This is a genomic window from Bradyrhizobium genosp. P, from assembly GCF_049949265.1.
Classification (GTDB): domain Bacteria; phylum Pseudomonadota; class Alphaproteobacteria; order Rhizobiales; family Xanthobacteraceae; genus Bradyrhizobium.
On record NZ_CP188195.1, the window covers coordinates 9355532 to 9377747 of the forward strand.

Sequence of the window (22216 nt, forward strand, 5' to 3'; positions counted from 1 at the left end):
AACCAGGCGTGGAAAAGGCCGGCTCGCGCCGGCCTTTTTGCATGCATCGTGGGTCTCGCGCGGAAGAAAACGTCAGCGCGCGGCGACGCCCAAAAATCGCGCAGCATTGCCGCAATTTTCCCAATTTTATTAACCCGCCCCAACGATACTGCCGCGCGGGAAACATCCAAGGGTAGTACGGGGGCACGGGGTAATGGCGTTTCGGTTCAAGCTCGGCAAACTCTTCCAGTATATCCGCCTACCGCAAATGGGCGTCCGGGGCAGCCTGTTCGCGGCATTCGCGGTCATCGCAGGCATGGCGCTCGTGATCAGCGCCGGCGCCGGGATGGTGCTGCATCAGCTTGGCAACACCATGACCGACCTCAGCGGCCGCGACATTCCGCGCCTTGCCGCGAGCCTGCAGCTCTCCGCGCAGAGCGCCTCGCTCGCAGCCCAGGGGCCCGGCCTGCTCGCCGTGCAGAGCGAAGACGCCTTGAACGACCGCACCAAGGGTGTGAAGGACGTAGCCCAACTCATCGCGGCCAAGCTAGGCGAGATCATCGAACTCGGCGCCGACAAAACCGTCGTCAGCGCGCTCCAGGAGAACGTCAAGAACACCGACGACGCCACCACGAGCCTGATCTCGGCGGCACGCGAGCGGCTGGGGATCGCCGCGCTGCGCGACAAGCAATACACCACGCTGCGCAAGGCGCAGGCGGCGTTCGTATCCGCGGCAAACCCGGCGATGCTCGACGCGCAGACGCGGCTCAACGCCATCCTGGCATCGGCCGAGGTGTCGGCGGATGACGCCGCCGAGGCGGCCCGCACGGTCGGCCAGATCGGCAATGTGCTCGCCGTCGGCAATCTGATGGCCGCCGACATGACTGCGGCACTCTCGGCCAATTCCAGCGACACGCTGGATGCGATCGAAAAGGAGGTCAAGGCCGGCCGCGAACGCATCAAGTCGAACCTGGAAGACCTGCCCAACAACCCGTCGCTGGTCGCCGTGCGGGATACCGTGCAGAAGCTCCTGGTGCTCGGCGAAGGCAAGACCGGCGTATTCAAGCTCCGCGAGAAGGAGCTCGATTCGATCGACTATGGCCAGACCATCCTGGACGAGACGCGAAAGCTCAATGTCGGCCTCGGCATCAGCGTGCAACAGCTCGTCGACGCGGTCCAGAAGGATACCGACAGCTCGACCTTCCAGGCGCGGCAGCAGATCGCGTTTGCGACCATGGTCATGATCGCCCTCGGTGCGCTGACCCTGGTCGGCTCGTTCCTGTTCGTGTGGCTCTATGTCGGACGCAACATCCTGCGCCGTATCCGCGGCCTGCAGCGCTCGATGCAATTGTTGTCCGACGGCGACCTCGAGACCGAGATCCCGCAGAGCCGCCAGCGCGACGAGATCGCCACAATGGCCGACTCGCTGCAGATCTTCCGCGAGAGCATGATCGAAGGCCGCGAGCTCTCGGCCAGCCAGAACCAGGACCGCATCGCCAAGGCCGAGCGCGCCTCGCGCATGGAGACGCAGATCGTCGCGTTCGAATCGACCGTCCGCAGCGCGCTCGGCGGCCTGCAGTCTTCGGCGAGCTCGATGCAGACCACGGCGCAGAGCATGTCGGCGACCGCCGACCAGTCCAGCGCGCTGGTCAGCGCCGTTGCCTCTGCCGCCGAGGAGACCTCGGTCAATGTGCAGACCGTATCGGCCGGCACCGAAGAGCTGTCGTCGTCGATCTCGGAGATCGGCCGCCAGGTCGTGACCTCGGCGGAAATCGCCCGCAAGGCGGTCGAGGAAGCCAGTGCCACCGACACCACGATGCAGGGGCTTGCCGACAACGCCGCGCGCATCAGCGTCGTCGTCGACCTGATCCAGACCATTGCCTCGCAGACCAATCTGCTCGCGCTCAACGCCACCATCGAGGCGGCGCGGGCGGGCGAGGCCGGCCGCGGCTTCGCCGTGGTCGCCTCCGAGGTGAAGAACCTGGCGAGCCAGACCGCGAAGGCAACCGAAGAGATCCGCCAGCAGATCGTCAGCATGCAGAATGTGACGACGACGGCTGTTACCGCCATCCGCAACATCTCGAGCACGATCGGCGAGATCAACGACGTCACCACCGCGATCGCGGCCGCGGTCGAGGAGCAGGGCGCTGCAACCCGCGAGATCGCCCGCAACATCCAGCACGCCGCCGGCGGCACCAGCGAGGTGTCGAGCAACATCGTCGGCGTCAGCAACGCCTCCTCGGAAGCCGGCGCCGCCGCAGGCGAGGTGCTGAACGCCTCCGACGCCCTGCGCCGCGAGGCCGACGTGCTGCGCTCGGAGATCGACAGCTTCCTGTCGAACATCAGGGCGGCGTAGGTCCGCTTCCGTAGCCCGGATGGAGCGAAGCGCAATCCGGGACGGTGCGCTCCGAGGATAGAGGTCCCCGGATTGCGCTTCGCTCCATCCGGGCCACGGAATTCCCGTCCATTCTCCGGACCGCCATCCTGATTTTTCGGCTGGCGCGGCGGCCGATGTGCCGTTAAGCCGGTAGCATGGATACGAAGACCACCAGCATCGCCTCCTCGGCGGAGGCACTGCGATACCCTTGGGAAAACCATCCCGGCCACGACCAGGTGGTGGAGGTGGCGCCCGGTGTGTTGTGGGCGCGGCTGAAGCTGCCGTTCCGGCTCAACCATGTGAACATCTATCTGCTCGCCGATGGCGACGGCTGGGCCATGGTGGATGCAGGCTTCGGCAACGAGGAATCGATCGCAGCCTGGACCACGCTGTTCGAGGGGCCGCTGAAGCACGTCAAGGTCACTCGCCTGATCGTGACGCATTCGCATCCCGACCATGTCGGCCTGGCGGGCTGGATCACCGAGCGCTTCGACTGCCCGCTGTTCATGTCGCAGGTGGAATATCTGCAGTCGGTCTATCACCAGAACCGCGGCACCGAGGAACGGCGCAACGCGCAGCGACTGTTCTTCCGCCGCCACGGCATGGACGAGGACCTGACCGAAAAGCTGCTCGGTCGCGGCCAGGATTATCTGAAGCGGGTCTCGGTGCTGCCGCCGTCCTATCACCGCCTCACCCATGGCGACGAGGTCGTGATCGGCACGCGGCGCTTCAAGGTGATCACCGGCGGCGGACATGCGCTCGACCAGGTGATGCTGTATTGCGCGGCCGACAAGCTGTTCCTCTCGGCCGACCAGGTCTTGAGCAAGATCTCGCCCAATGTCAGCGTCTGGGCGGTCGAGCCCGAGCAGAATTCGCTTGGCGAATATCTGGCCTCGCTGGCGAGCCTCACCACCACCCTGCCCTATGACGTGATCGTGCTGCCCGGCCATGGCGTGCCGTTCTACGGGCTGAAGACCCGGATCAAGCAGCTCGCCGATCACCACGAGGAGCGCTGCCGGCTGATTGCAGAGGCCTGTCAGGAGGTGCCGCGGACCTCGAAGGAACTGGTGCCCGTGGTGTTCAACAAACACGTGCTGGACGAGCACCAGATGGGCTTCGCCTCCGGCGAACTGGTCGCCCACGTCAACTATATGCTGGTCGAGGGCCGGCTGACGGCCGAGACGGCCGAGACGGCCGACGGCGTGCTGCGCTTCCGCACCACCTGACACGGCAAACCAGACGGGGAGCCCGACAGGCTCCTCGCTCCCGCCGATTTGATCGAAATCAAGCCGAAGACGCTGCTGCTAGGGCATTTTGCCCACATGCCGCGGCATGGCCAAATGTGGGATACCGCATAGACATTAGAGCTGGAAAAGCTCTAAAAAGAGCCATCTATGCCGATCAGGTTCCGTTTCTGGGTTCGCCGATGGATTACAGCCACTTCTTCAATACCGCCCTCGCCCGCCTCCATGAGGAACGGCGCTACCGAGTGTTCGCCGACCTCGAGCGGATCGCGGGCCGCTTCCCGCACGCGACCTGGCATTCGCCAAAGGGCCCGCGCAACGTCGTGATCTGGTGCTCCAACGACTATCTCGGCATGGGCCAGCACCCGAAAGTGGTCGGCGCCATGGTCGAGACCGCGACCCGCGTCGGCACCGGCGCCGGCGGCACCCGCAACATCGCCGGCACCCACCATCCGCTGGTCCAGCTCGAAGCCGAGCTCGCCGACCTCCATGGCAAGCAAGCCTCGCTGCTGTTCACGTCGGGCTATGTGTCGAACCAGACCGGCATCTCGACGCTGGCAAAACTGATCCCGAACTGCCTGATCCTGTCGGATGCGCTGAATCATAATTCGATGATCGAGGGCGTTCGCCAGGCCGGCTGCGAGCGCCAGATCTTCCGTCACAACGACGTCGCGCATCTCAAAGAGCTGTTGATCGCTGCGGGCCCCGACCGGCCCAAGCTGATCGCCTGCGAGAGCCTCTATTCGATGGACGGCGACGTCGCCCCACTCGGCAAGATCTGCGATCTTGCCGAGAAGTACGGCGCCATGACCTATGTCGACGAGGTCCATGCGGTCGGCATGTACGGCCCGCGCGGCGGCGGCATCGCTGAGCGCGACGGCGTGATGCATCGGATCGATGTCCTCGAGGGCACGCTGGCGAAAGCGTTCGGCTGCCTCGGTGGCTACATCGCAGGCAGCGCCGCGATGATCGACGCCGTGCGCTCCTACGCGCCGGGCTTCATCTTCACGACCGCGCTGCCGCCGGCGATCTGCTCGGCCGCGACCGCTGCGATCCGCCACCTCAAGACCTCGAGCTGGGAGCGCGAGCGCCACCAGGACCGCGCTGCCCGTACCAAGGCGATCCTGAACGCTGCTGGCCTGCCCGTCATGTCGAGCGATACCCATATCGTGCCGTTGTTCGTCGGCGACCCGGAGAAGTGCAAGCGCGCTTCCGACATGCTGCTGGAAGAGCACGGCATCTATATCCAGCCGATCAACTATCCGACCGTCGCCAAGGGCACCGAGCGGCTGAGGATCACGCCCTCGCCCTATCACGAGGACGGCCTGATCGACGCCCTGGCCGAAGCGCTGCTGCAGGTCTGGGAACGGCTCGGCCTGCCGCTCCGCAACAAGCAGCTGGCGGCCGAGTAACCCTATCCTGTCCTGGTCCTGAAATTGGGCCGGTCGCGCGATGCGCGGCCGGCCCAATGCGTTTATAGTCCCGTATCCGGCCCTTTCCCGGGCCGGGACGGGAGACAGGCAGCAATGCTGCACGACTGGGGCGTCATCGCCACGGCGTTCGCCTACATCGGATTGTTGTTCTACGTGGCCAGCCGCGGCGACCGGATGCCGGCGGGTGAGCGCGGCCGTGCCAGCCAGTGGATCTACCCGCTGTCGCTCGCGATCTACTGCACCTCCTGGACCTTCTTCGGGTCGGTCGGCTTCGCGACCCGCACCAGCGTCGACTTCCTTGCGATCTATGTCGGCCCGATCCTGATGATCGGGCTGTGCACGCCGCTGCTGCGCCGGGTGATCGCGCTGGCCAAGTCGCAGAACATCACCTCGATCGCCGATTTCATCGGCGCGCGCTACGGCAAGAGCCAGGCGGTGGCAGCGACGGTGGCCGGCATCGCGATCATCGGCTCGGTGCCCTACATCGCGCTGCAGCTCAAGGCGATGGCCTCGTCGCTGGAGACGATCCTGAGCGAGGACCAGGCCTTCTCCAAGATTCCGATCATCGGCGATATCGCGCTGATGGTGACACTGGCGATGGCTGTTTTCGCGGTGCTGTTCGGCACCCGCCACACCGACGCGACCGAGCACCAGCATGGCCTGATTCTGGCGATCGCGACCGAATCCATCGTCAAGCTGGTCGCCTTCATCGCCGCAGGCGCTTTCGTCACCTTCTGGATGTTCTCTCCGGTCGAACTCTATGAGCGCGCCCTGAAGACGCCGGAGGCGGTGCGCGCGATCGCATATGTGCCGTCGATCGGCAACTTCCTGATCATGGTTCTGCTGTCGTTCTGCGCGATCATGCTGCTGCCGCGCCAGTTCCACGTTAGCGTGGTGGAGAATTCGAACAGCGCCGAGGTCAGCCGGGCGCGCTGGCTGTTCCCGCTCTACCTTGTCGCGATCAATTTGTTCGTGATTCCGATCGCGATCGCGGGCCTGGTCATCTTCCCGTTCGGCGCCGTCGACGCCGACATGTTCGTGCTGGCGCTGCCGATCGAAGGCGGTGCCCAACTGCTCAGTCTCGCGGTCTTTGTCGGCGGCCTGTCGGCCGCGACCGCGATGGTGATCGTCGAATGCGTCGCACTGTCGATCATGGTCTCCAACGACTTCGTGCTGCCGCTGGTGCTGCCGCGCAGCGACGATGGCCGCGTCGGCCAGAAGGACTTCGGCGATTTCCTGCTGAAGGCCCGCCGCTTCTCGATCTTCGCCATCATGGTGATGTCGTATTTCTACTACCGCGCGCTCGGCAACACCCAGCTCGTCGCGATCGGCCTGTTGTCTTTTGCCGCGATCGCGCAGCTTGCGCCGGCATTCTTCGGCGGCCTGTTCTGGCGCCGCGGCACGGCGCGCGGCGCCATGGCGGGCATGCTGGTCGGCTTTGCGATGTGGCTCTACACGCTATTCATACCTAGCTTTCTCGAGAACTCGACCGCGGGCCTGATGCTACTGCAGCACGGGCCATTCGGAATCGAGGCGCTGCGGCCGCAGGCGCTGCTCGGCGGCGACCTGCCGCCATTGTTGCATGGCACGCTGTGGAGCCTCGCGCTCAACATCCTTGCCTATGTCGTGTTCTCGCTCGCACGTGCGCCGTCCTCGATCGAGCTGCTGCAAGCCAACGTGTTCGTGCCCACTGAGCTGACCCCGATCGCGCCAAGCTTGCGGCGCTGGCGGACCACCGTGACGGTGCAGGACATCCAGAGCACGGTCACGCAATATCTCGGTCCCGACCGCACCCGCGAGGCATTCGCGGCGTTCGCCGCCAACCATAACGGCACGCTCGACCCGGCAGCGACCGCGGATTTCGAGCTGCTGCAGCACGCCGAGCGGCTGATCGCCTCGTCGATCGGGGCGGCGTCGTCACGCCTCGTGATGTCGCTGTTGCTGCGCCGACGCACCGTATCGGCCAAGGCCGCGCTGAAGCTGCTCGACGATTCCCACGCCGCGCTGCATTTCAACCGCGAAATCCTGCAGACCGCGCTCAACCACGTGCGCCAGGGCATCGCCGTGTTCGACGCCGACCTGCAGCTGATCTGCTCCAATCGCCAGTTCAGCGAATTGCTGTCCTTGCCGCCGCATCTGGTGCAGCTCGGCATCCCGCTGCCCGAAATCCTCGAATTCATGAGTGCGGTGAGCCCGCCCCCCGCCGGCAGCAGCGATAGCCTGCTGGAGCAGCGCTTGAGCGCCTACACCACCGCGGGCGAACCCTATCTGGAACGCTTCACCGATCGCCATCTGGTGATCGAGGTACGCGCCAACCGCATGCCGGGCGGCGGCCTCGTCATCACCTTCTCCGACGTCACACCGAGCTTCGAGGCGGCGGAAGAGCTGGAGCGCGCAAATGCAACGCTGGAAAAGCGCGTCCGCGACCGCACCGAGGAGTTGACGCGGCTGAACTCGGAACTCGCGCTCGCCAAGAGCACCGCGGAGGATGCCAATGCCTCCAAGACGCGGTTTCTCGCAGCCGCAAGCCACGACATCCTGCAACCGCTCAATGCGGCGCGCCTCTATGTGACGAGCCTGGTCGAGCGCCAGAACGGCGGTGAGGATTCGCGCCTGGTCGAGAACATCGACGACTCGCTCGAGGCGATCGAGGACATCCTGGGCGCGCTGCTCGACATCTCCCGGCTCGATGCCGGCGCCATGACGCCGTCGATCACGAGCTTCAGGATGGCCGACCTGACCCGCTCGCTGGAGATCGAATTCGCGCCGATCGCCCGTGACAAGGGCCTCGACCTGCACTTCGTGCCCTGCTCGCTGCCGGTCGAATCCGACCGCTCGCTGCTGCGCCGGCTGTTGCAGAACTTCATCTCCAACGCGATCAAATATACCCCGCGCGGCCGCGTGCTGGTCGGCTGCCGCCGCCGCGGCCAACAGCTGCAGATCAGCATCTACGATACCGGCGTCGGAATCCCCGTGCAGAAGCGCGGCGAGATCTTCAAGGAGTTCCATCGTCTCGAACAGGGCGCCCGGATCGCGCGCGGCCTCGGCCTCGGATTGTCGATCGTCGAACGGCTGGCGCGGGTGCTCAACCATCACATCGCGATATCGGCCAACACCGGCGGTGGTTCGGTGTTCTCGGTCACGGTGCCGGTCGCCACCTCGGTCAACCATACCGCCGCCGTCACCAGCGCCACTCCGCTGTCGAAGACGCCGATGAGCGGCGCGCTGATCGTCTGCATCGAGAACGATCTCGCGATCCTCGACGGCATGAAAACGCTGCTGACCGCATGGGACGCCGAGGTCATCGCGGTGACCGATCCCGACGCTGCCATGGGCGCGATCGAGGCCGCCGGCGGTCGCATCACCGGCGTGCTGGTCGATTACCATCTCGACCGCGGCAACGGCATCGCCGCGATCCGCGAGATCCGCCGCCGCTTCGGCGACAACATCCCGGCGATCCTGATCACCGCCGACCGCAGCCCGCCCGTGCGCGCCGCCGCGCGCGAGGAGAACATCGCGGTGCTGAACAAGCCGGTCAAGCCGGCCTCGCTCCGCGCGCTGCTCGGGCAATGGCGCACCCAGCAGATGGTGGCGGCGGAGTAGCGACTTCGATTGCGATCGTAGGATGGGTGGAGCGCAGCGATACCCATCACCTCGCCGCATGCCGCCGCACCGGCGACCTTCAGCTCAATCGACCGTATCACCGGAAAGTGGCGTGAGTAGCATCGATGGACGGCCACGGAATTGTTCGAACCAATGGCTCAATTGGGCATACCGTCTGAAAGAAGGAAGCTCACGAAACTCCAGCCAGTCGAGGGCGGTGGCAATCGCGATATGCCCGATGTGGAGTGGTTCGGCATGATCCAGTTGCGCCTCCAACCAGGCATAGCCTGCGTCGAGCTTGCGGGCATAACCATCCATCAACGGTGGATAGCGCAGCGCTTCCGGCCGACGAACCGTCTCCCAACGTAACTGAATGCCGGTCTCGGCTAGGCCTTGCGCCACGGCTTGCATCCGTAGAGCACGCCAGCGCGCTTCGCCTTCCCCAGGGATCAAGCGTGGACCATCGTGCAGCGTATCGAGATAGGCGCAGATCACATCGGAATCGAATAGCGGCGGCTGCTCTGGCCGCAGCAGCACCGGCACCTTCCCCAACGGATTTTCCGCGAAGACGGTTGCGTTGGCATTGGTCGGGCTGGTCTCGTTGTGCTCGATGGCGATCCGACCGACGAGCGCGGTCTCGTGCGCAAAGACCAGCACCTTTCGCGCATAAGGGGAATGAGTCTGGTAAAGCAGTTTCATGGGATCAGTCCCCGGTAGGTCTGCGGCCTCATGGGATGAGAGATACGCCCGGTCTGCCAGGCGATGGGTATCGCTGCGCTCCACCCATCTACGATCCCGTCAGGTCGTCGGCGTGTCAGGTCGTAGGCGTGCCTTGGCGCCACTGGCCGCCAGCGATCTTGGCGGCGGCGATCACGGCCTGGGTCCGGCTTTCGACACCAAGTTTCTGCAGGATCGCCGAGACATGCGCCTTGATGGTCGCCTCGGAGACGCCGAGCTCGTAGGCGATCTGCTTGTTGAGCAGCCCCTCCGACAGCATCATCAGCACCCGCACCTGCTGCGGCGTCAGCGTGACGAGGCGGTCGCGCAGCCGGGTCATGTCGGGGTCGGCCGCTGCCGAGAGATCCGTGTCCGGCGGAACCCAGACGTCCCCCTCCATTACCTTCATGATGGCATCGCGCAGCGTCTCGACCCCGAAGCGCTTGGGAATGAAGCCGGAGGCGCCGAAATCGAGCGAGCGGCGGATGGTTCCAGCATCGTCGCTGGCGGAGACGATGACGACCGGGATCGCGGGATATTGCGCCCGCAGATAGATCAGGCCGGAGAAACCGCTGATCCCCGGCATCGTCAGGTCCAGCAGGATCAGGTCGACGTCGGAGTCCCGTTCCAAGAGCCCGGTCAAATCCTCGAACGATCCGGCCTCGCTGATCGCGGCCGAACTCACGACGCTCGACACCGCCTGGCGCAATGCATCGCGGAACAGCGGATGGTCATCGGCGATGACAAGATGAGTATTGGCGATAGCAGTCATCTCAGTCCCACAAGCGGGCTTTGGCAATCCCGCGAAGTCCGGTTGTCTCCCGGGCCGCAGTACCACGCAAGCACTCGATAATACCACATGCCAATGCAGTTAATTGCGCCCGCCTTGTGCGCTGCAATAGACGCGAGTTGCCGCGCAGAATCCCATTCACCTTGGCTGACGTTAAGCCGACACGGTGCAAAAGCCAAAAGTCTTATTGGGGCACATTTCACCGCGATGTTACTTTTGGTGGCAAGTCCAAAGTCGATCCGGAGATTCCGGAGCCATTTTGGGACGCGAGGAAACAAGTCGGGGAGCGAAACACAATGACGATGGCTGCAGCCGCGGGCGGAGGCGTCCGCACAGGTGGAATGACCGCTGAGGAGAGAAAGGTCATTTTCGCCTCCTCGCTTGGCACCGTGTTCGAGTGGTACGACTTCTACATCTACGGAACGCTCGGCGCATTCCTGGCGAAGTACTTCTTCTCGAACGTGCCTCCAAACGTCGGCTTCATCTTCGCGTTGCTGGCGTTCGCGGCGGGCTTCGCCGTTCGCCCGTTTGGCGCGCTGATTTTCGGCCGTCTCGGCGACATGATCGGCCGCAAGTACACGTTCCTCGTCACGATGACCCTGATGGGCGTCGGCACCTTCTTCATCGGCTTGCTCCCCGGCTATGACACTTGGGGTATCGCGGCTCCCATCGTCCTGATCGTACTTCGCCTCATCCAGGGCCTCGCGCTCGGCGGTGAATATGGTGGTGCGGCAACCTACGTCGCCGAACATGCGCCCCAGGGCAAGCGCGGCTACTACACGTCCTGGATCCAGACCACTGCGACCCTTGGTCTGTTCATCGCGCTATTGCTCATCCTGGGCATCCGTTCATGGATGGGCGAGGCGTCGTTTGGCGATTGGGGCTGGCGAATCCCGTTCCTGCTGTCCAGCGTCCTCCTGGTCGTATCGATCTGGATCCGGTTGAGCCTGAACGAGTCGCCGGTGTTCCAGCGCATGAAGGAGGAAGGCACGACCTCGAAGCGGCCGCTGGGCGAGGCGTTCGGCGAATGGTCCAACGCCAAGATCGCGATCCTGGCGCTGTTCGGCGCCACCGCCGGCGAAGCCGTGGTGTGGTACGGTGGGCAGTTCTATGCGCTGTTCTTCCTGACCCAGACCATCAAGGTACCTGGCGTCCCAGCGCAAATCATGATCGTGGTGGCGTTGGCGCTGGGCACTCCGGGCTTTGTCCTGTTCGGCTGGCTCTCCGACAAGATCGGCCGCAAGCCGATCATCCTGGCCGGCTTCCTGCTCGCTGCGGTGACCTACTTCCCGATCTTCAAGGGGATCACCCATTTCGCCAATCCGAAGCTGGAACAGGCGCTCGCCTCGTCGCCGGTGACGGTCGTGGCAGACCCCAACGAATGCTCGTTCCAGTTCAAGGCAACCGGCACGGAGAAGTTCACGACGAGCTGCGACGTCGCGAAGTCGGCGCTGGTCAACCTGTCGGTCAACTACACCAATGAGGCCGCTCCGGCTGGCACCAAGGCAAAGGTGAAGATCGGCGATCAGGTGCTCGCGGCTGACAGTGCCGACTTCGCTAAGGCGTTGCCGGCAGCGATCAAGGCGCACGGCTACCCGCCGGCGGCGGATCCGAACGAGATCAATTACGTGATGACCACGATTCTGCTGTGGCTCCTCGTGGTCTACGTGACCTTGGTCTACGCGCCCATCGCAGCCTGGCTTGTCGAGCTGTTCCCAAGCCGCATCCGTTACACCGGCATGTCGCTGCCGTACCACATCGGCAACGGCTGGTTCGGCGGATTTCTGCCGGCGACCGCGTTCGCGATCGCAGCCGCGACCGGGAATATCTATTCCGGTCTCTGGTATCCGATCGTCATCGCCCTGATGAGCCTTGTGGTCGGATTCCTGTTCCTGCCCGAGACCAAGGACGTAGACATCACCAAGACCTGATCGGTCGACACTATGCTTCAAACACATCGGCCGCGGAGCGATCCGCGGCCGATGTCATTTGGTGGCGCCGATGAACTGCAGCACAATCTCGCGCCGGTGCGGGCGGGCGCGATGCTCGATCAAATAGATGCCCTGCCAGGTGCCGAGCGCCGTCTCGCCATCGAGCACCGGAATCTGCAGCGAGGTCGCCGTCAGCATGGTCTTGATATGGGCCGGCATGTCGTCGGGCCCTTCGGTGTCGTGACGCCAGCCGGCATTTTCGGGCGCGGCCCGATCGAGTGCCGTCATCAGGTCGATCAGCACCGTCGGATCGGCATTCTCCTGGATCGTCAGCGACGCCGATGTGTGGCGGATGAACAAGCTCACCGCGCCCTCGCCGGCGCGCGCCTCGCGCAGGAACTTTGCGATCTCACTGGTGATGTCGGTAAAGCCTGCGCGCGACGTCTGCACGGTGAGAAGCGACGAGACGATGCTGGTTACAGCGACCGAGGATGGCGCCGAGCGCGTGACAACTTTGGCCGAGGTCATGGACGGTCCCTCAACAACGTCAGATCAAATCTTGCCGCCGTTGACGTCGCGCTGCACGCGATTGGCCATCTCGATCAGGCGCCGCCAGGCGCGCTCCACGAAGGACATCACGCGGTCCATGTCGCGGTCGCTCGGCAGTGGAATCTCGATCTTGCGCTCCCCCTCGGCGGTCTTCGGCTCGAGCGGCTTCAGCGAGTCCCCCTTCGGCAGCGCCTCGTCGGTCTTGCCTGACACGGCGGGTTCGCGCGCCGCGAGTGCGCCCTTCAGCCTGTCGTTGTCGGCCTGCAGGCGGCCGATCTCCGCATCCATTGCCGCGCGTTCGTCGGGCACCGCATAGCAGGCCCAGCCGGCGCTGGAATTGGTGCAGGTCGACACCGCGCCGGTGCGCGTGTCGAGCCGCACGAAGCCGTCGCCCGCCGGGGCCAAGGTATAGCGGCCGTTCTCGGTGTCGGGTGCCGATTGCGCAATCGCGTCGCCGCAAGTGAGCAGAAGGGCTGCAGCAACCGTAACAGAGAATCTCGAGAGCGATGTCGCTATTGGCATGGGCTTGCTCCGCCTCAACCAGATCCCGCCCCTAAATGCCTGAGCTATAGGGCTTGCGGCCCGACTTCAACGCGTCGTCCAGTAATTCGATCCGACCTTGGCCCGAGAACTGATCGACCAGCAGCACGGGCTTGTAGTTTACCTTGAGATCGTAATCACTTACGAGCCGAACGAACGGCTTGTGGCCGATATAGGCCCACGGCGACCGCAGCGAGTCGCATGCGGATGTCCCGCTATAGAGCTTTCGACCATCCCAACAGAGCGGCAAAACCCGCGCAGGATCGCTTCGTTGCATGCGAGCTGCTGCACTGCGAATGCTGCGTTACTCTGCCCTTGAATATCTTCGAATAAATTCAATGAAATCAACGTCATAACTGGTTACGACGCAATCTTGACTTGATTAGACGCGGTCAGTATGGTCCGCGCGGCTTTTGACGGGGGCAGGCGCAATTTCCATCATCCGCGGCATCGGTTAGTGTTTGCAGCATGGCTGAAAACACCAACCACGACGCAAGTGGAAGTCGCGATCAATCGCCTCCCGACGAAGCTGCGCTTTCCGCAAGGCTCGGAAGTCTCGATCATCGGTTGTCAGAAATTCGCGACAGCCGGAGAAGCAAGACTGATCAATCCGGTACTGAAGGCGGGGACCGTGAGGCCAGAGCTTCGGCGATGGCGCTCGGTTTTCGTCTTTCGTCGGAGCTGGTCGCGGGCGTTGCCGTCGGAGCGGCGATTGGCTGGGGGTTCGACCGTTTGCTGTCGACATCGCCATTCGGCTTCATCGTGTTCACGCTGCTCGGCTTTGTCGCCGGCGTGGTCAACGTGGTGAGGTCTGCGGGCGTGGCCTCGGGCAAGCGCTAGGCGCTGGCGGGAAGTCACGACATTTGAAATTCGATTACCGGCAGGACGGCCGGTGGACCAAGAGCCGCGCGGATGAAAATCGACCCGATCCATCAGTTCAATATCGAGCCCCTCTTCACGCTCGGCCATATCGGCAATCACACGATCGCCTTCACCAATTCGTCGCTGTACATGTTCATCGCGGTCCTCCTGATCGCGCTGCTGATGCTGGCGAGCGGCCGGGAGTTGATCCCGGGACGGCTGCAGTCGGTCGCGGAGATCTCCTACGAGTTCGTCGCCTCCACGATCCGCAGCACGGCCGGCTCGGAGGGCATGAAGTTCTTTCCGCTGATCTTCTCGATCTTCATGTTCCTCTGCGTCTCGAACCTGGTCGGCATCGTCCCCTACACCTTCACGATCTCGAGCCATTTGATCGTGACCGCGGCCCTTGCGCTGCTGGTCTTCTTCACCGTCCTGATCTACGGCCTCTACAAGAACGGTCTGAAATTCTTCAAGATCTTCGTCCCCTCCGGCGTCCCGATCTACATCCTCCCGCTGGTCATGTTCATCGAGGTCCTGTCGTTCTTCCTGCGGCCGGTCTCGCACAGCGTGCGTCTGTTCGCCAACATGCTGGCCGGCCACATCGCGCTGAAGGTGTTCGCGGGCTTCGTCGCGATGCTCGGCTTCTCGCTGGGCGCGCTCGGCTGGGTCGGCGGCGTGCTGCCGCTGGCGCTGACGATTGCGCTGTACGCCCTCGAACTCCTCGTTGCGTTCCTGCAGGCCTATGTGTTTGCGATCCTGACCTGCATCTACCTCAACGACGCCATTCATCCGGGACACTAAGCGGTCCGGAGAATCTCTCCACCCACAATCTGTCTATCTTTCCTCAAGGAGCTAAAAATGGAACCGGCAGCAGCTAAACTTATCGGCGCGGGCATCGCATGCATCGGCATGGGCGGTGCGGGCGTTGGCGTGGGCATCATCTTCGGCAACTACCTTGCCGCAGCGGTGCGCAACCCGTCAGCCGCGCAGGGTCAGTTCGGCAACCTGATCTTCGGCTTCGCCGTGACCGAAGCGCTCGGCATCTTCTCGCTGCTGATCGCGCTGCTCCTGCTGTTCGTTCCGCTCTGAGCGGCAACCCGGTTCCGCACTGGCGGCAACCCGGTTCCGCACTGCGGCAACCCGTCGCGCCGCCTTCGAAGGCGGCGCGCATGACAGCAACAGGAGAACACCATGGCTGAGAGTCATGGCGAGGCAAAAGGCCAGAATGCCGACGCCCATACCGAGGCCGATGGCGGACATCACGGCGGAGCCTTTCCGCCGTTCGATTCCTCCAACTTCGCCTCGCAGCTGGTGTCGCTGGCGATTGCATTCGTCGCCCTCTATCTGATCGTGTCGCGGATCGCACTGCCGCGCGTCGGCGGTACGATCGATGCACGCCAGAACAAGATCGAAGGCGATCTGGCCGAGGCGCAAAAGCTGAAGGACGAGTCCGACGCGGCGCTGAAGGCCTATGAAACCGAGCTGGCGAACGCGCGCTCCAACGCGCAGGCGATCGGCAACGAGACCCGCGAGAAGCTGAACGCGGCCTCCGAAGCCGAACGCAAGACGCTGGAAGAGAGGCTGGCGGCCAAGCTTGCCGACGCCGAGAAGCAGATCGCAACGACCCGGACCAATGCCATGAGCAACGTCCGCGGGATCGCGGCGGATGCTGCCGGCGCCATCGTCCAGCGGCTGTCCGGCATGACGCCGGATGCGAATGCGGTCAACAGCGCCGTCGACGCTTCGCTGAAGGGATAGACCGATGCTTTACGAACCGGAAACCTGGGTCGCGGTCGCGTTCGTCATTCTGATGATCGTGTTCGGCTATCTCGGCGTCCATCGCACCCTGCTGACCGCGCTCGACCACCGCGCCGAGCGCATCAAGGCCGAACTGGACGACGCCCGCCGTCTGAAGGACGAAGCCACCAAGCTGCTCGGCGAGTACAAGGCCCGCCGTGCCAGCGCAGAGCGCGAGGCCGAGGACATCATCTCGAGCGCCAAGGCCGAAGCCGAACGGATCGCGGCCGAGGCCAAGACCAAGATGGAAGATTTTGTCGCGCGGCGGACCAAGACCGCCGAGAGCAAGATCGCGCTGGCCGAGGCCCAGGCCGTGGCCGATGTCCGCGCCGCCGCCGCCAACGCCGCCATCACCGCCGCCTCGATCATCCTGTCGCAGTCGGTCAAGGGCTCGGTCGCTGACGATCTCGTCAACAAGGGCATTGCCGAAGTGCGCTCCAAGCTGAACTGAGGCGCTTCCCCTCCAGCACAAAGCCGGCCCGAGACGATCGCGCCGGCTTTTTTGTTGGCGCCCAGTGCGCCGGCATCACTCGGTTGCGCCGGCCTTTGACGACTTTTTCTTCGGCGCGCGCGGCTTGGGTTCGGGCTTGATGGCCTGCGGGTCGAAGCCGATGTAGAAAACATAATTGTCGTTGTCCGCGGCCGTCGGTGCCGGATAGACGATGTCTTCGGCGACCAGGCTGAACGGCACGCTGCCGCTCTCGTCGATCTGGACCGTGGTCTGATAGGCCTTGGTCGCGATCGTTTTCTCCCCCACGCCGCCGAGCACCACGGCGACGCGAAGCGGCACCTGAATCGTCGGCGGCGCGCCCGACGGGCCCACGATCACCCGCCCCTGGATCCCGATCTTGGCGGTGATTTCGCCGTTGTTGAGGGTGCATTGCCGCGCGGTCTTGGTGATCGACGCCAGGAACTTGACGTCGTTGCCGACCGCCTCCTTACCGGCCACGGCCACCGAATAGGTGGAGGCGCCGGCGCGGATCTGCACCGGCGGACAGGTCAGTTCGGCGTCGGCGTCGTCGAGCTGCTTTGGCCCCGCAGGCGCGGCCGGCTTGGCGGTGTCGGACGAACCGCCGCCAAACAGGCTCTTGAAGCGGTCGCTCAGGGACTGCGCCACGCCGGCCGAAGGCATCAGGGCGGCGCCGAGACTGATCGACGCGGCCGCCATCATCGCGATCCTGATCACTCGTCTGTCACCCATGCGATATCCTCAAACCTCCAACCGAAGTTCCCTGTTCCGCGCGCCTTATAGCAGGGCAATGGCGGCGAACCCAAGGCGACGAATAATGGCGACGAACAAGCCGACGATTCAAACGCAACAACGGCGATCAACCGCGGAAATCCTCATGTAGGAGGCCGAACAGCAAATGGTCCTGCCAGATGCCGTTGATGCAGAGATAGCGCCGCGCGAGCCCCTCGCGGCTGAAGCCGCATTTCTCCAGCACCCGGATCGACGGGGCGTTGGAGGGGATGCAGGCCGCCTCGATGCGATGCAGATTAAGTTCGCCGAACAGCGAGGGCAGCAGCACCCGCAGCGCCGTCGTCATGTAGCCGCGATGGGCATGGGGCTGACCGACCCAATAGCCGATGGTGCCCGCCTGCACGATGCCGCGGCGGACATTGGCCAGCGTGATGCCGCCGATCATCACCCCGTCCGATTCGCGGAAAACGACGAACGGATAGGAGCGGTCGGCCGCGATGTCCTCGGAATACCGGCGCAGCCGGCGGCGGAAGCCGGCGCGGGTCAGGTCGTCGGACGGCCAAATCGGCTCCCATGGCGTGAGATAGGCGCGGCTGAATTCCCGCAATTGCGCCCACTGTGGAAAATCCGACATTTGCGGCGCGCGCAGCAGCAGCCCATGGCCGCGCGGCATCAGCGCGGCCGGTCCGCTGGATGGCAATCGAAACAGGGCCATGGCCCGACACTCCCCGTACCCCCTCGCCCCGCCCTTGCGGGGAGAGGGTTGGGGTGAGGGGCATCTCCGCAGATTCGATTTGCGGATAGGGCCCCTCACCCGAAGCCTTCGGCTTCGACCTCTTCCCGCAAACGCGGGGCGAGGTGAATCTTAATGCAGCAACGTCTTTGCCTTCGACTTCGTCAATCCTTCCGCAAAAGATACCGCCGTGTCCAGACCCCTGCCGCTGCCGAGGGCGACGACGGCCGGGCGGCTGCGCGACAACAAGGCGCGAGCGGCGTTGCGGCTCGATTCGACGCTGACCGCGTCGATCCGCGCCACCAGCTCTTCCACCGTCTGCGGCCTGCCATAGGCTAGCACATGGCGTGCCAATTGTTCGGCCCGGGATGAGCAGCTTTCCAGCGCCATCAGGAGGCCGGCCTTCATCTGCGCCTTGGCCCGTGCCACCTCGGCTTCGGTCAGGGTTTCCACGGCATCGGTGATGACGTCGACGATAACCTCCATCATTTCCGGCGCGTCGGCGGGATCGGTCCCGGTGTAGAGGCCGAAGAAGCCGGTGTCGCTGTAGGGGGCGTGGAAGGTGTAGATCGAGTAGCAGAGCCCGCGCTTCTCGCGCACTTCCTGGAACAGCCGCGACGACATCCCCCCGCCGAGCGTATTGGTGAACACTTGCAGCGAGAACAGCGCGAGGTCGTTCTGCGGCAAGCCTTCGAGCGCCAGCGTCAGATGCGCCTGCTCGAGCTCGCGATGCACCACCCGGGAGCCGCCCTTGCCGAACATCGCGACTTGCGGCTTCGGCGCCGGCGTCGCCTCGAAGCTTGCAAACCGCTCGGTGACCTCCTCGACGATGCGCTTGTGATCGACCGCGCCGGCGGCGGCGACCACCATGTCCGGCCCGCGGTAATGCGTCGACAGATAGCCGCTCAGCATGTCGCGGGTAAAACTCTTCAGCGTCTTGGCGGTCCCGAGCAGCGAGCGGCCCATCGGCTGGTCCGGATAGCAGAGCTCGTTGAGATGCTCGAACACGACGTCGTCGGGCGTATCCTGCGCCGCGCCGATCTCCTGCACGATCACGCCCTTCTCGCGCTCCAGCTCATCGGGCACGAAGGACGGATTGGCGAGGATATCGGAGAGCACGTCGAGCGCCAGCGGCACGTCCGCCTTCATCACCCGCGCGTAATAGGCCGTGGTCTCGGTCGAGGTGCCGGCATTGAGGTCGCCGCCGACCGCCTCGATCTCCTCAACGATCTCGCGCGAGGAGCGCCGCTTGGTGCCCTTGAATGCCATGTGTTCCAGAAGATGCGAGATGCCGTGCTCGTTCGGCTTCTCGTCGCGGCCGCCGACGCCGGCCCAGACGCCGAGCGCCGCGGTTTCCAGATGCGGCATGGTGTCGGTGACGACAGTGAGACCGCTCGCGAGCTTGGTGACTTCAACGCTCATCCGGCAACTCCTTGCTTGGCGGCACGGCTGACCGAGAGCACGAATCGTTCGACCTCCGCAGCGTCGTTCTTCATCACAGTCATATGTTCGGATTTGGTCATCAGACCGTCAAGCCAGGCCGGCAGATGCGGACGCACGCCGCAGGCGGCTTCGACCGCGTCCGGGAATTTCGCCGCATGCGCGGTCGATAGCACGATGTTGGGGGTTTTCGAGTCGGAGGTGTCGCGGTCGGCGACTGCAAGCGCCACCGCGGTATGGGGATCGACAAGGTCGCCGGCCTCGCGCCAGGCGGCGCGGATCGCGGCCGCCGTTTCGGTCTCGTCGGCGCGGCCGGCGTCGAAATCACGGCGCACCGCAGCGAGCGTCGCATCCGGCAGCACGAAGCGGCCGGATTGCTTGAGCGAATCCATCAGGCGCCGGACGCCGCCGGCGTCGCGGCCTCCAGCCTCGAACAACAGCCGCTCGAAATTCGACGACACCTGGATGTCCATCGACGGCGAGGCCGTGGCGTGAACCTCGCGCACCTCGTAGATTCCGGTCTTCAGCGTGCGCGGCAGGATGTCGTTGACGTTGGCGGCAATCCGCAAGCGCCGGATCGGCAGCCCCATGCGCTTGGCCACATAGCCGGCAAAGATATCGCCGAAATTGCCGGTCGGCACGGTGAAATCGACCGTCCGCTGCGGTGAGCCGAGCGCGACCGCCGAGGTGAAGTAGTAGACCACCTGGGCCACGATGCGCGCCCAGTTGATCGAGTTGACGCCCGACAGCGCGACGGCATCGCGGAAGCTATGATGGTTGAACATCGCCTTCACGATCGCCTGGCAATCGTCGAACGTGCCCTCGATCGCCAGCGCGTGCACATTGGCGGCGCCCGTCGTCGTCATCATGCGACGCTGCACGTCGGAGATGCGCCCGTTCGGGAACAGCACGACGAGATCGACATTGTCGAGGCCTGCGAACGCATCGACCGCGGCACCGCCGGTGTCGCCCGATGTCGCGACCACGATGGTGGTGCGCTGCGCCCGCTTGGCCAGCACATGATCCATCAGCCGCGAGATCAACTGCATCGCGACGTCCTTGAACGCCAGCGTCGGCCCATGAAACAGCTCGAGCAGGAATTGATTCGGCCCGATCTGGTCGAGCGGCACCACCGCCGGATGGCGGAAGGCGGCATAGGCCTCGTTCGCCATGCGCCCGAGATCGGCGTCGGATATCTCGCCGGCGGCAAACGGGCGGATGATCTCGACCGCGACCTCCCAATAGGGCCGGCCGAAGAGCGAGGCGATGGTCTCCGGCGAAAGCTGCGGCCAGGTCTCGGGCACGTAGAGCCCGCCGTCACGGGCAAGCCCGGTCAGCATCACATCGCAGAAGCCCAATGCAGGAGCTTCGCCCCTGGTCGAAATATAGCGCGTCAAACGGTCCTCCAAAGGCTTCGATCCCAGCCTTAAGCCTTTGATAGATTGGAATTATCGTGTTCGCATGATGCGAACCGATGGGGCACCATAGAAGATCAGGCCGGCAAAGGGTAGCCCGAACGATTGCGTCTCGGGGGTGATGAGTTGGCGCGCTGCTCCATCCGATTGTCGTCCTGGCGAAAGCCAGGAGCCATAACCACCGCGGTTTGTTGGCAGAACGATCGCGGCCCCAGCGTCATGTCACAACCGGCATTTGTGGTTGATGGTGTGGACGGCCCCCTACGGCATCAGTGTGCCAGAATGAGGTTGTTGCAAATCTCAGACAAGGGAGCCGTCCGTGAGAGAGATTATCCGCATTGGAATGGATACGTCGAAGTATATTTTTGTGCTGCATGGGGTTGATGCGGCGGAACAGCCTGTGTTGCGCAAGAAGCTTGCGCGCAAGCAGGTGCTGGAGTTCTTCGCCAAGTTGCCGCCGACCGTGATCGGGATGGAGGCCTGCGGGGCCTCGCACCATTGGGCACGGGAGCTTCGCAAGCTGGGCCACGAGGTGAAGTTGATGGCGCCGCAATTGGTGAAGCCCTATGTGTCGCGGAACAAGAACGACGGTCGGGATGCGGAGGCGCTGTGTGAAGCGATGAGCCGGCCGAGCATGCGGTTCGTGCCGGTCAAGACGGTCGAGCAGCAGGCCGCGCTGATGCTGACGGGTGTCCGCGCTGGATTGATCGCCCGGCGCACCCAGCTCGGCAATATGATCCGCGGCCATGCGGCGGAGTTTGGCCTGATCGGGGCCCAAGGGACCGACAAGATCGAGCCGCTGCTGGCGCGGATTGCGCAGGACGAGACGCTTCCTGCCCTGGCACGCGAGCTGTTTACGGTGCTGGGCCGCGACTACACCAGACTCGTGGGCGAGCTGCAGGAGATCGAAGCCAGATTGATGGCCTGGCACCGCTCCGACGCCGTGGGCCGGCGTCTGGCGCAGATCCCTTCTGTCGGGCCGATCGTTGCAACGACGCTCGTGATGAAGACACCCGATCCCCATGCTTTCCGCTCCGGCCGTCACTTCGCAGCCTGGCTCGGCCTCACCCCCCAGGATCACTCCACCGCCGGCAAAACCAGGCTTGGCAGGATCACGCGGGCGGGCGACGAGGACCTGCGCCGCCTGCTGGTGATCGGGGCAACGGCGGTCATCCAGCAGGCCAGACGCGGGCGCGGCCATCACTCGCGCTGGCTGCTGGCCCTGATCAAGCGCAAGCCACCGAAGCTTGCCGCCGTGGCGCTCGCCAACAAGGTGGCCCGCATCGCCTGGAAGCTGATGGCGACCGGCGAGAGTTATGACGCCGCACGGATCAATGCCACCGCGGCAGTCGCCGTCTAACAGATTGGCCGGCTGGCGGGCTCGCTCGTCAGCCGACCCGGAGCTGCAGGAGCAGATGGAGCGATCGATCGAGCAACGATGCGAGACAGTCCGTAGGACCCATCGGCCGTCAACAGGCCGCGTGGTTGTTTGGAACTCGCATCGCGCAAACCATCTTGGCCAGCGATCCATCCGATCGCACTCAAAAGGCCGGACATATGGATGCAAGCGATCCGATCCGCTCAAAAAGCTCTTGTGCCACGGGGG

The 22216-nt window shown here is 64.3% G+C and carries 20 protein-coding genes; 11 read left to right on the forward strand and 9 right to left on the reverse strand.

Translation table 11 applies throughout. From position 1 onward, the window contains the following. Nucleotides 1–193: 193 nt before the first annotated feature. From ACP2YO_RS44985 to ACP2YO_RS45000, 4 genes are all read left to right on the forward strand, one after another. Entirely contained in the window at nt 194–2335 is a 2142-nt protein-coding gene (locus ACP2YO_RS44985; protein WP_426437553.1) for a methyl-accepting chemotaxis protein, read from the forward strand. Between the two features lie 176 nt (nt 2336–2511). Further along, nucleotides 2512–3582 (forward strand): MBL fold metallo-hydrolase, encoded by a 1071-nt coding sequence (locus ACP2YO_RS44990; protein WP_426437554.1) that lies wholly within the window; start codon nt 2512–2514, stop codon nt 3580–3582. 200 nt (nt 3583–3782) lie between these two features. Beyond that, nucleotides 3783–5012 carry a 5-aminolevulinate synthase gene (hemA, locus tag ACP2YO_RS44995; RefSeq protein ID WP_426437555.1) on the forward strand — a complete coding sequence of 410 codons (1230 nt, stop codon included), beginning with the start codon at nt 3783–3785 and terminating at the stop codon, nt 5010–5012. Nucleotides 5013–5126: 114 nt separating this feature from the next. After that, the gene (locus ACP2YO_RS45000; protein ID WP_426437556.1) at nt 5127–8636 is read left to right on the forward strand and encodes a PAS domain-containing hybrid sensor histidine kinase/response regulator; all 3510 of its coding nucleotides are present in this window, start codon (nt 5127–5129) and stop codon (nt 8634–8636) included. Nucleotides 8637–8720: 84 nt separating this feature from the next. Here ACP2YO_RS45000 and ACP2YO_RS45005 read toward each other — a convergent pair whose 3' ends face one another. Further along, a complete protein-coding gene (locus tag ACP2YO_RS45005) occupies nt 8721–9335 on the reverse strand; it encodes a glutathione S-transferase family protein (RefSeq protein ID WP_426437557.1) in 615 nt (204 codons plus the stop codon). A 115-nt stretch (nt 9336–9450) separates the two neighbouring features. Next, nucleotides 9451–10125, reverse strand: coding sequence for a response regulator (locus tag ACP2YO_RS45010; RefSeq protein ID WP_426437558.1), 675 nt, complete (start codon nt 10123–10125; stop codon nt 9451–9453). A 314-nt stretch (nt 10126–10439) separates the two neighbouring features. Here ACP2YO_RS45010 and ACP2YO_RS45015 point away from each other — a divergent pair, with 314 nt between their 5' ends. Further along, a complete protein-coding gene (locus ACP2YO_RS45015) occupies nt 10440–12074 on the forward strand; it encodes an MFS transporter (RefSeq protein WP_426437559.1) in 1635 nt (544 codons plus the stop codon). Between the two features lie 54 nt (nt 12075–12128). Here the strand turns inward: ACP2YO_RS45015 and ACP2YO_RS45020 are convergent, their stop codons facing one another. From ACP2YO_RS45020 to ACP2YO_RS45030, 3 genes are read right to left on the reverse strand one after another with little or no spacing between them, the layout of a single operon-like run. Next, nucleotides 12129–12602: a secondary thiamine-phosphate synthase enzyme YjbQ gene (locus ACP2YO_RS45020; RefSeq protein ID WP_426437560.1), complete on the reverse strand. Its 474-nt coding sequence runs from the start codon at nt 12600–12602 to the stop codon at nt 12129–12131. Nucleotides 12603–12626: 24 nt separating this feature from the next. Further along, nucleotides 12627–13145: a hypothetical protein gene (locus ACP2YO_RS45025; protein ID WP_426437561.1), complete on the reverse strand. Its 519-nt coding sequence runs from the start codon at nt 13143–13145 to the stop codon at nt 12627–12629. A gap of 31 nt (nt 13146–13176) precedes the next feature. Further along, on the reverse strand, nt 13177–13440 hold the full coding sequence (locus ACP2YO_RS45030) for a hypothetical protein (protein ID WP_426437562.1): 264 nt from the start codon (nt 13438–13440) through the stop codon (nt 13177–13179). 191 nt (nt 13441–13631) lie between these two features. Here ACP2YO_RS45030 and ACP2YO_RS45035 point away from each other — a divergent pair, with 191 nt between their 5' ends. The 5 genes from ACP2YO_RS45035 (at nt 13632) to ACP2YO_RS45055 (ending at nt 16272) form a co-directional block, all read left to right on the forward strand. Further along, the gene (locus tag ACP2YO_RS45035; RefSeq protein ID WP_426437563.1) at nt 13632–14003 is read left to right on the forward strand and encodes an AtpZ/AtpI family protein; all 372 of its coding nucleotides are present in this window, start codon (nt 13632–13634) and stop codon (nt 14001–14003) included. Between the two features lie 72 nt (nt 14004–14075). Beyond that, nucleotides 14076–14825: a F0F1 ATP synthase subunit A gene (locus ACP2YO_RS45040; protein WP_426437564.1), complete on the forward strand. Its 750-nt coding sequence runs from the start codon at nt 14076–14078 to the stop codon at nt 14823–14825. Between the two features lie 57 nt (nt 14826–14882). After that, the gene (locus ACP2YO_RS45045) at nt 14883–15113 is read left to right on the forward strand and encodes a F0F1 ATP synthase subunit C (protein WP_016847054.1); all 231 of its coding nucleotides are present in this window, start codon (nt 14883–14885) and stop codon (nt 15111–15113) included. 102 nt (nt 15114–15215) lie between these two features. Then, on the forward strand, nt 15216–15782 hold the full coding sequence (locus ACP2YO_RS45050; protein ID WP_426437565.1) for a F0F1 ATP synthase subunit B: 567 nt from the start codon (nt 15216–15218) through the stop codon (nt 15780–15782). 4 nt (nt 15783–15786) lie between these two features. After that, on the forward strand, nt 15787–16272 hold the full coding sequence (locus ACP2YO_RS45055) for an ATP F0F1 synthase subunit B (protein ID WP_426437566.1): 486 nt from the start codon (nt 15787–15789) through the stop codon (nt 16270–16272). Between the two features lie 75 nt (nt 16273–16347). Here the strand turns inward: ACP2YO_RS45055 and ACP2YO_RS45060 are convergent, their stop codons facing one another. From ACP2YO_RS45060 to thrC, 4 genes are all read right to left on the reverse strand, one after another. Continuing rightward, a complete protein-coding gene (locus ACP2YO_RS45060; protein WP_426437567.1) occupies nt 16348–17022 on the reverse strand; it encodes a hypothetical protein in 675 nt (224 codons plus the stop codon). 127 nt (nt 17023–17149) lie between these two features. After that, the gene (locus ACP2YO_RS45065; protein WP_426437568.1) at nt 17150–17737 is read right to left on the reverse strand and encodes a GNAT family N-acetyltransferase; all 588 of its coding nucleotides are present in this window, start codon (nt 17735–17737) and stop codon (nt 17150–17152) included. Nucleotides 17738–17887: 150 nt separating this feature from the next. Next, complete coding sequence (locus ACP2YO_RS45070; RefSeq protein WP_426437569.1) at nt 17888–19177, reverse strand: M16 family metallopeptidase; 1290 nt, start codon at nt 19175–19177, stop codon at nt 17888–17890. Beyond that, nucleotides 19174–20592 (reverse strand): threonine synthase, encoded by a 1419-nt coding sequence (gene thrC, locus ACP2YO_RS45075; RefSeq protein ID WP_426437570.1) that lies wholly within the window; start codon nt 20590–20592, stop codon nt 19174–19176. The genes ACP2YO_RS45070 and thrC overlap by 4 nt, the downstream gene beginning before the upstream one ends. 337 nt (nt 20593–20929) lie before the next feature. Here thrC and ACP2YO_RS45080 point away from each other — a divergent pair, with 337 nt between their 5' ends. Continuing rightward, nucleotides 20930–21970, forward strand: a complete 1041-nt coding sequence (locus tag ACP2YO_RS45080) for an IS110 family transposase (RefSeq protein WP_426434766.1) — start codon at nt 20930–20932, stop codon at nt 21968–21970. Nucleotides 21971–22216: the final 246 nt, after the last annotated feature.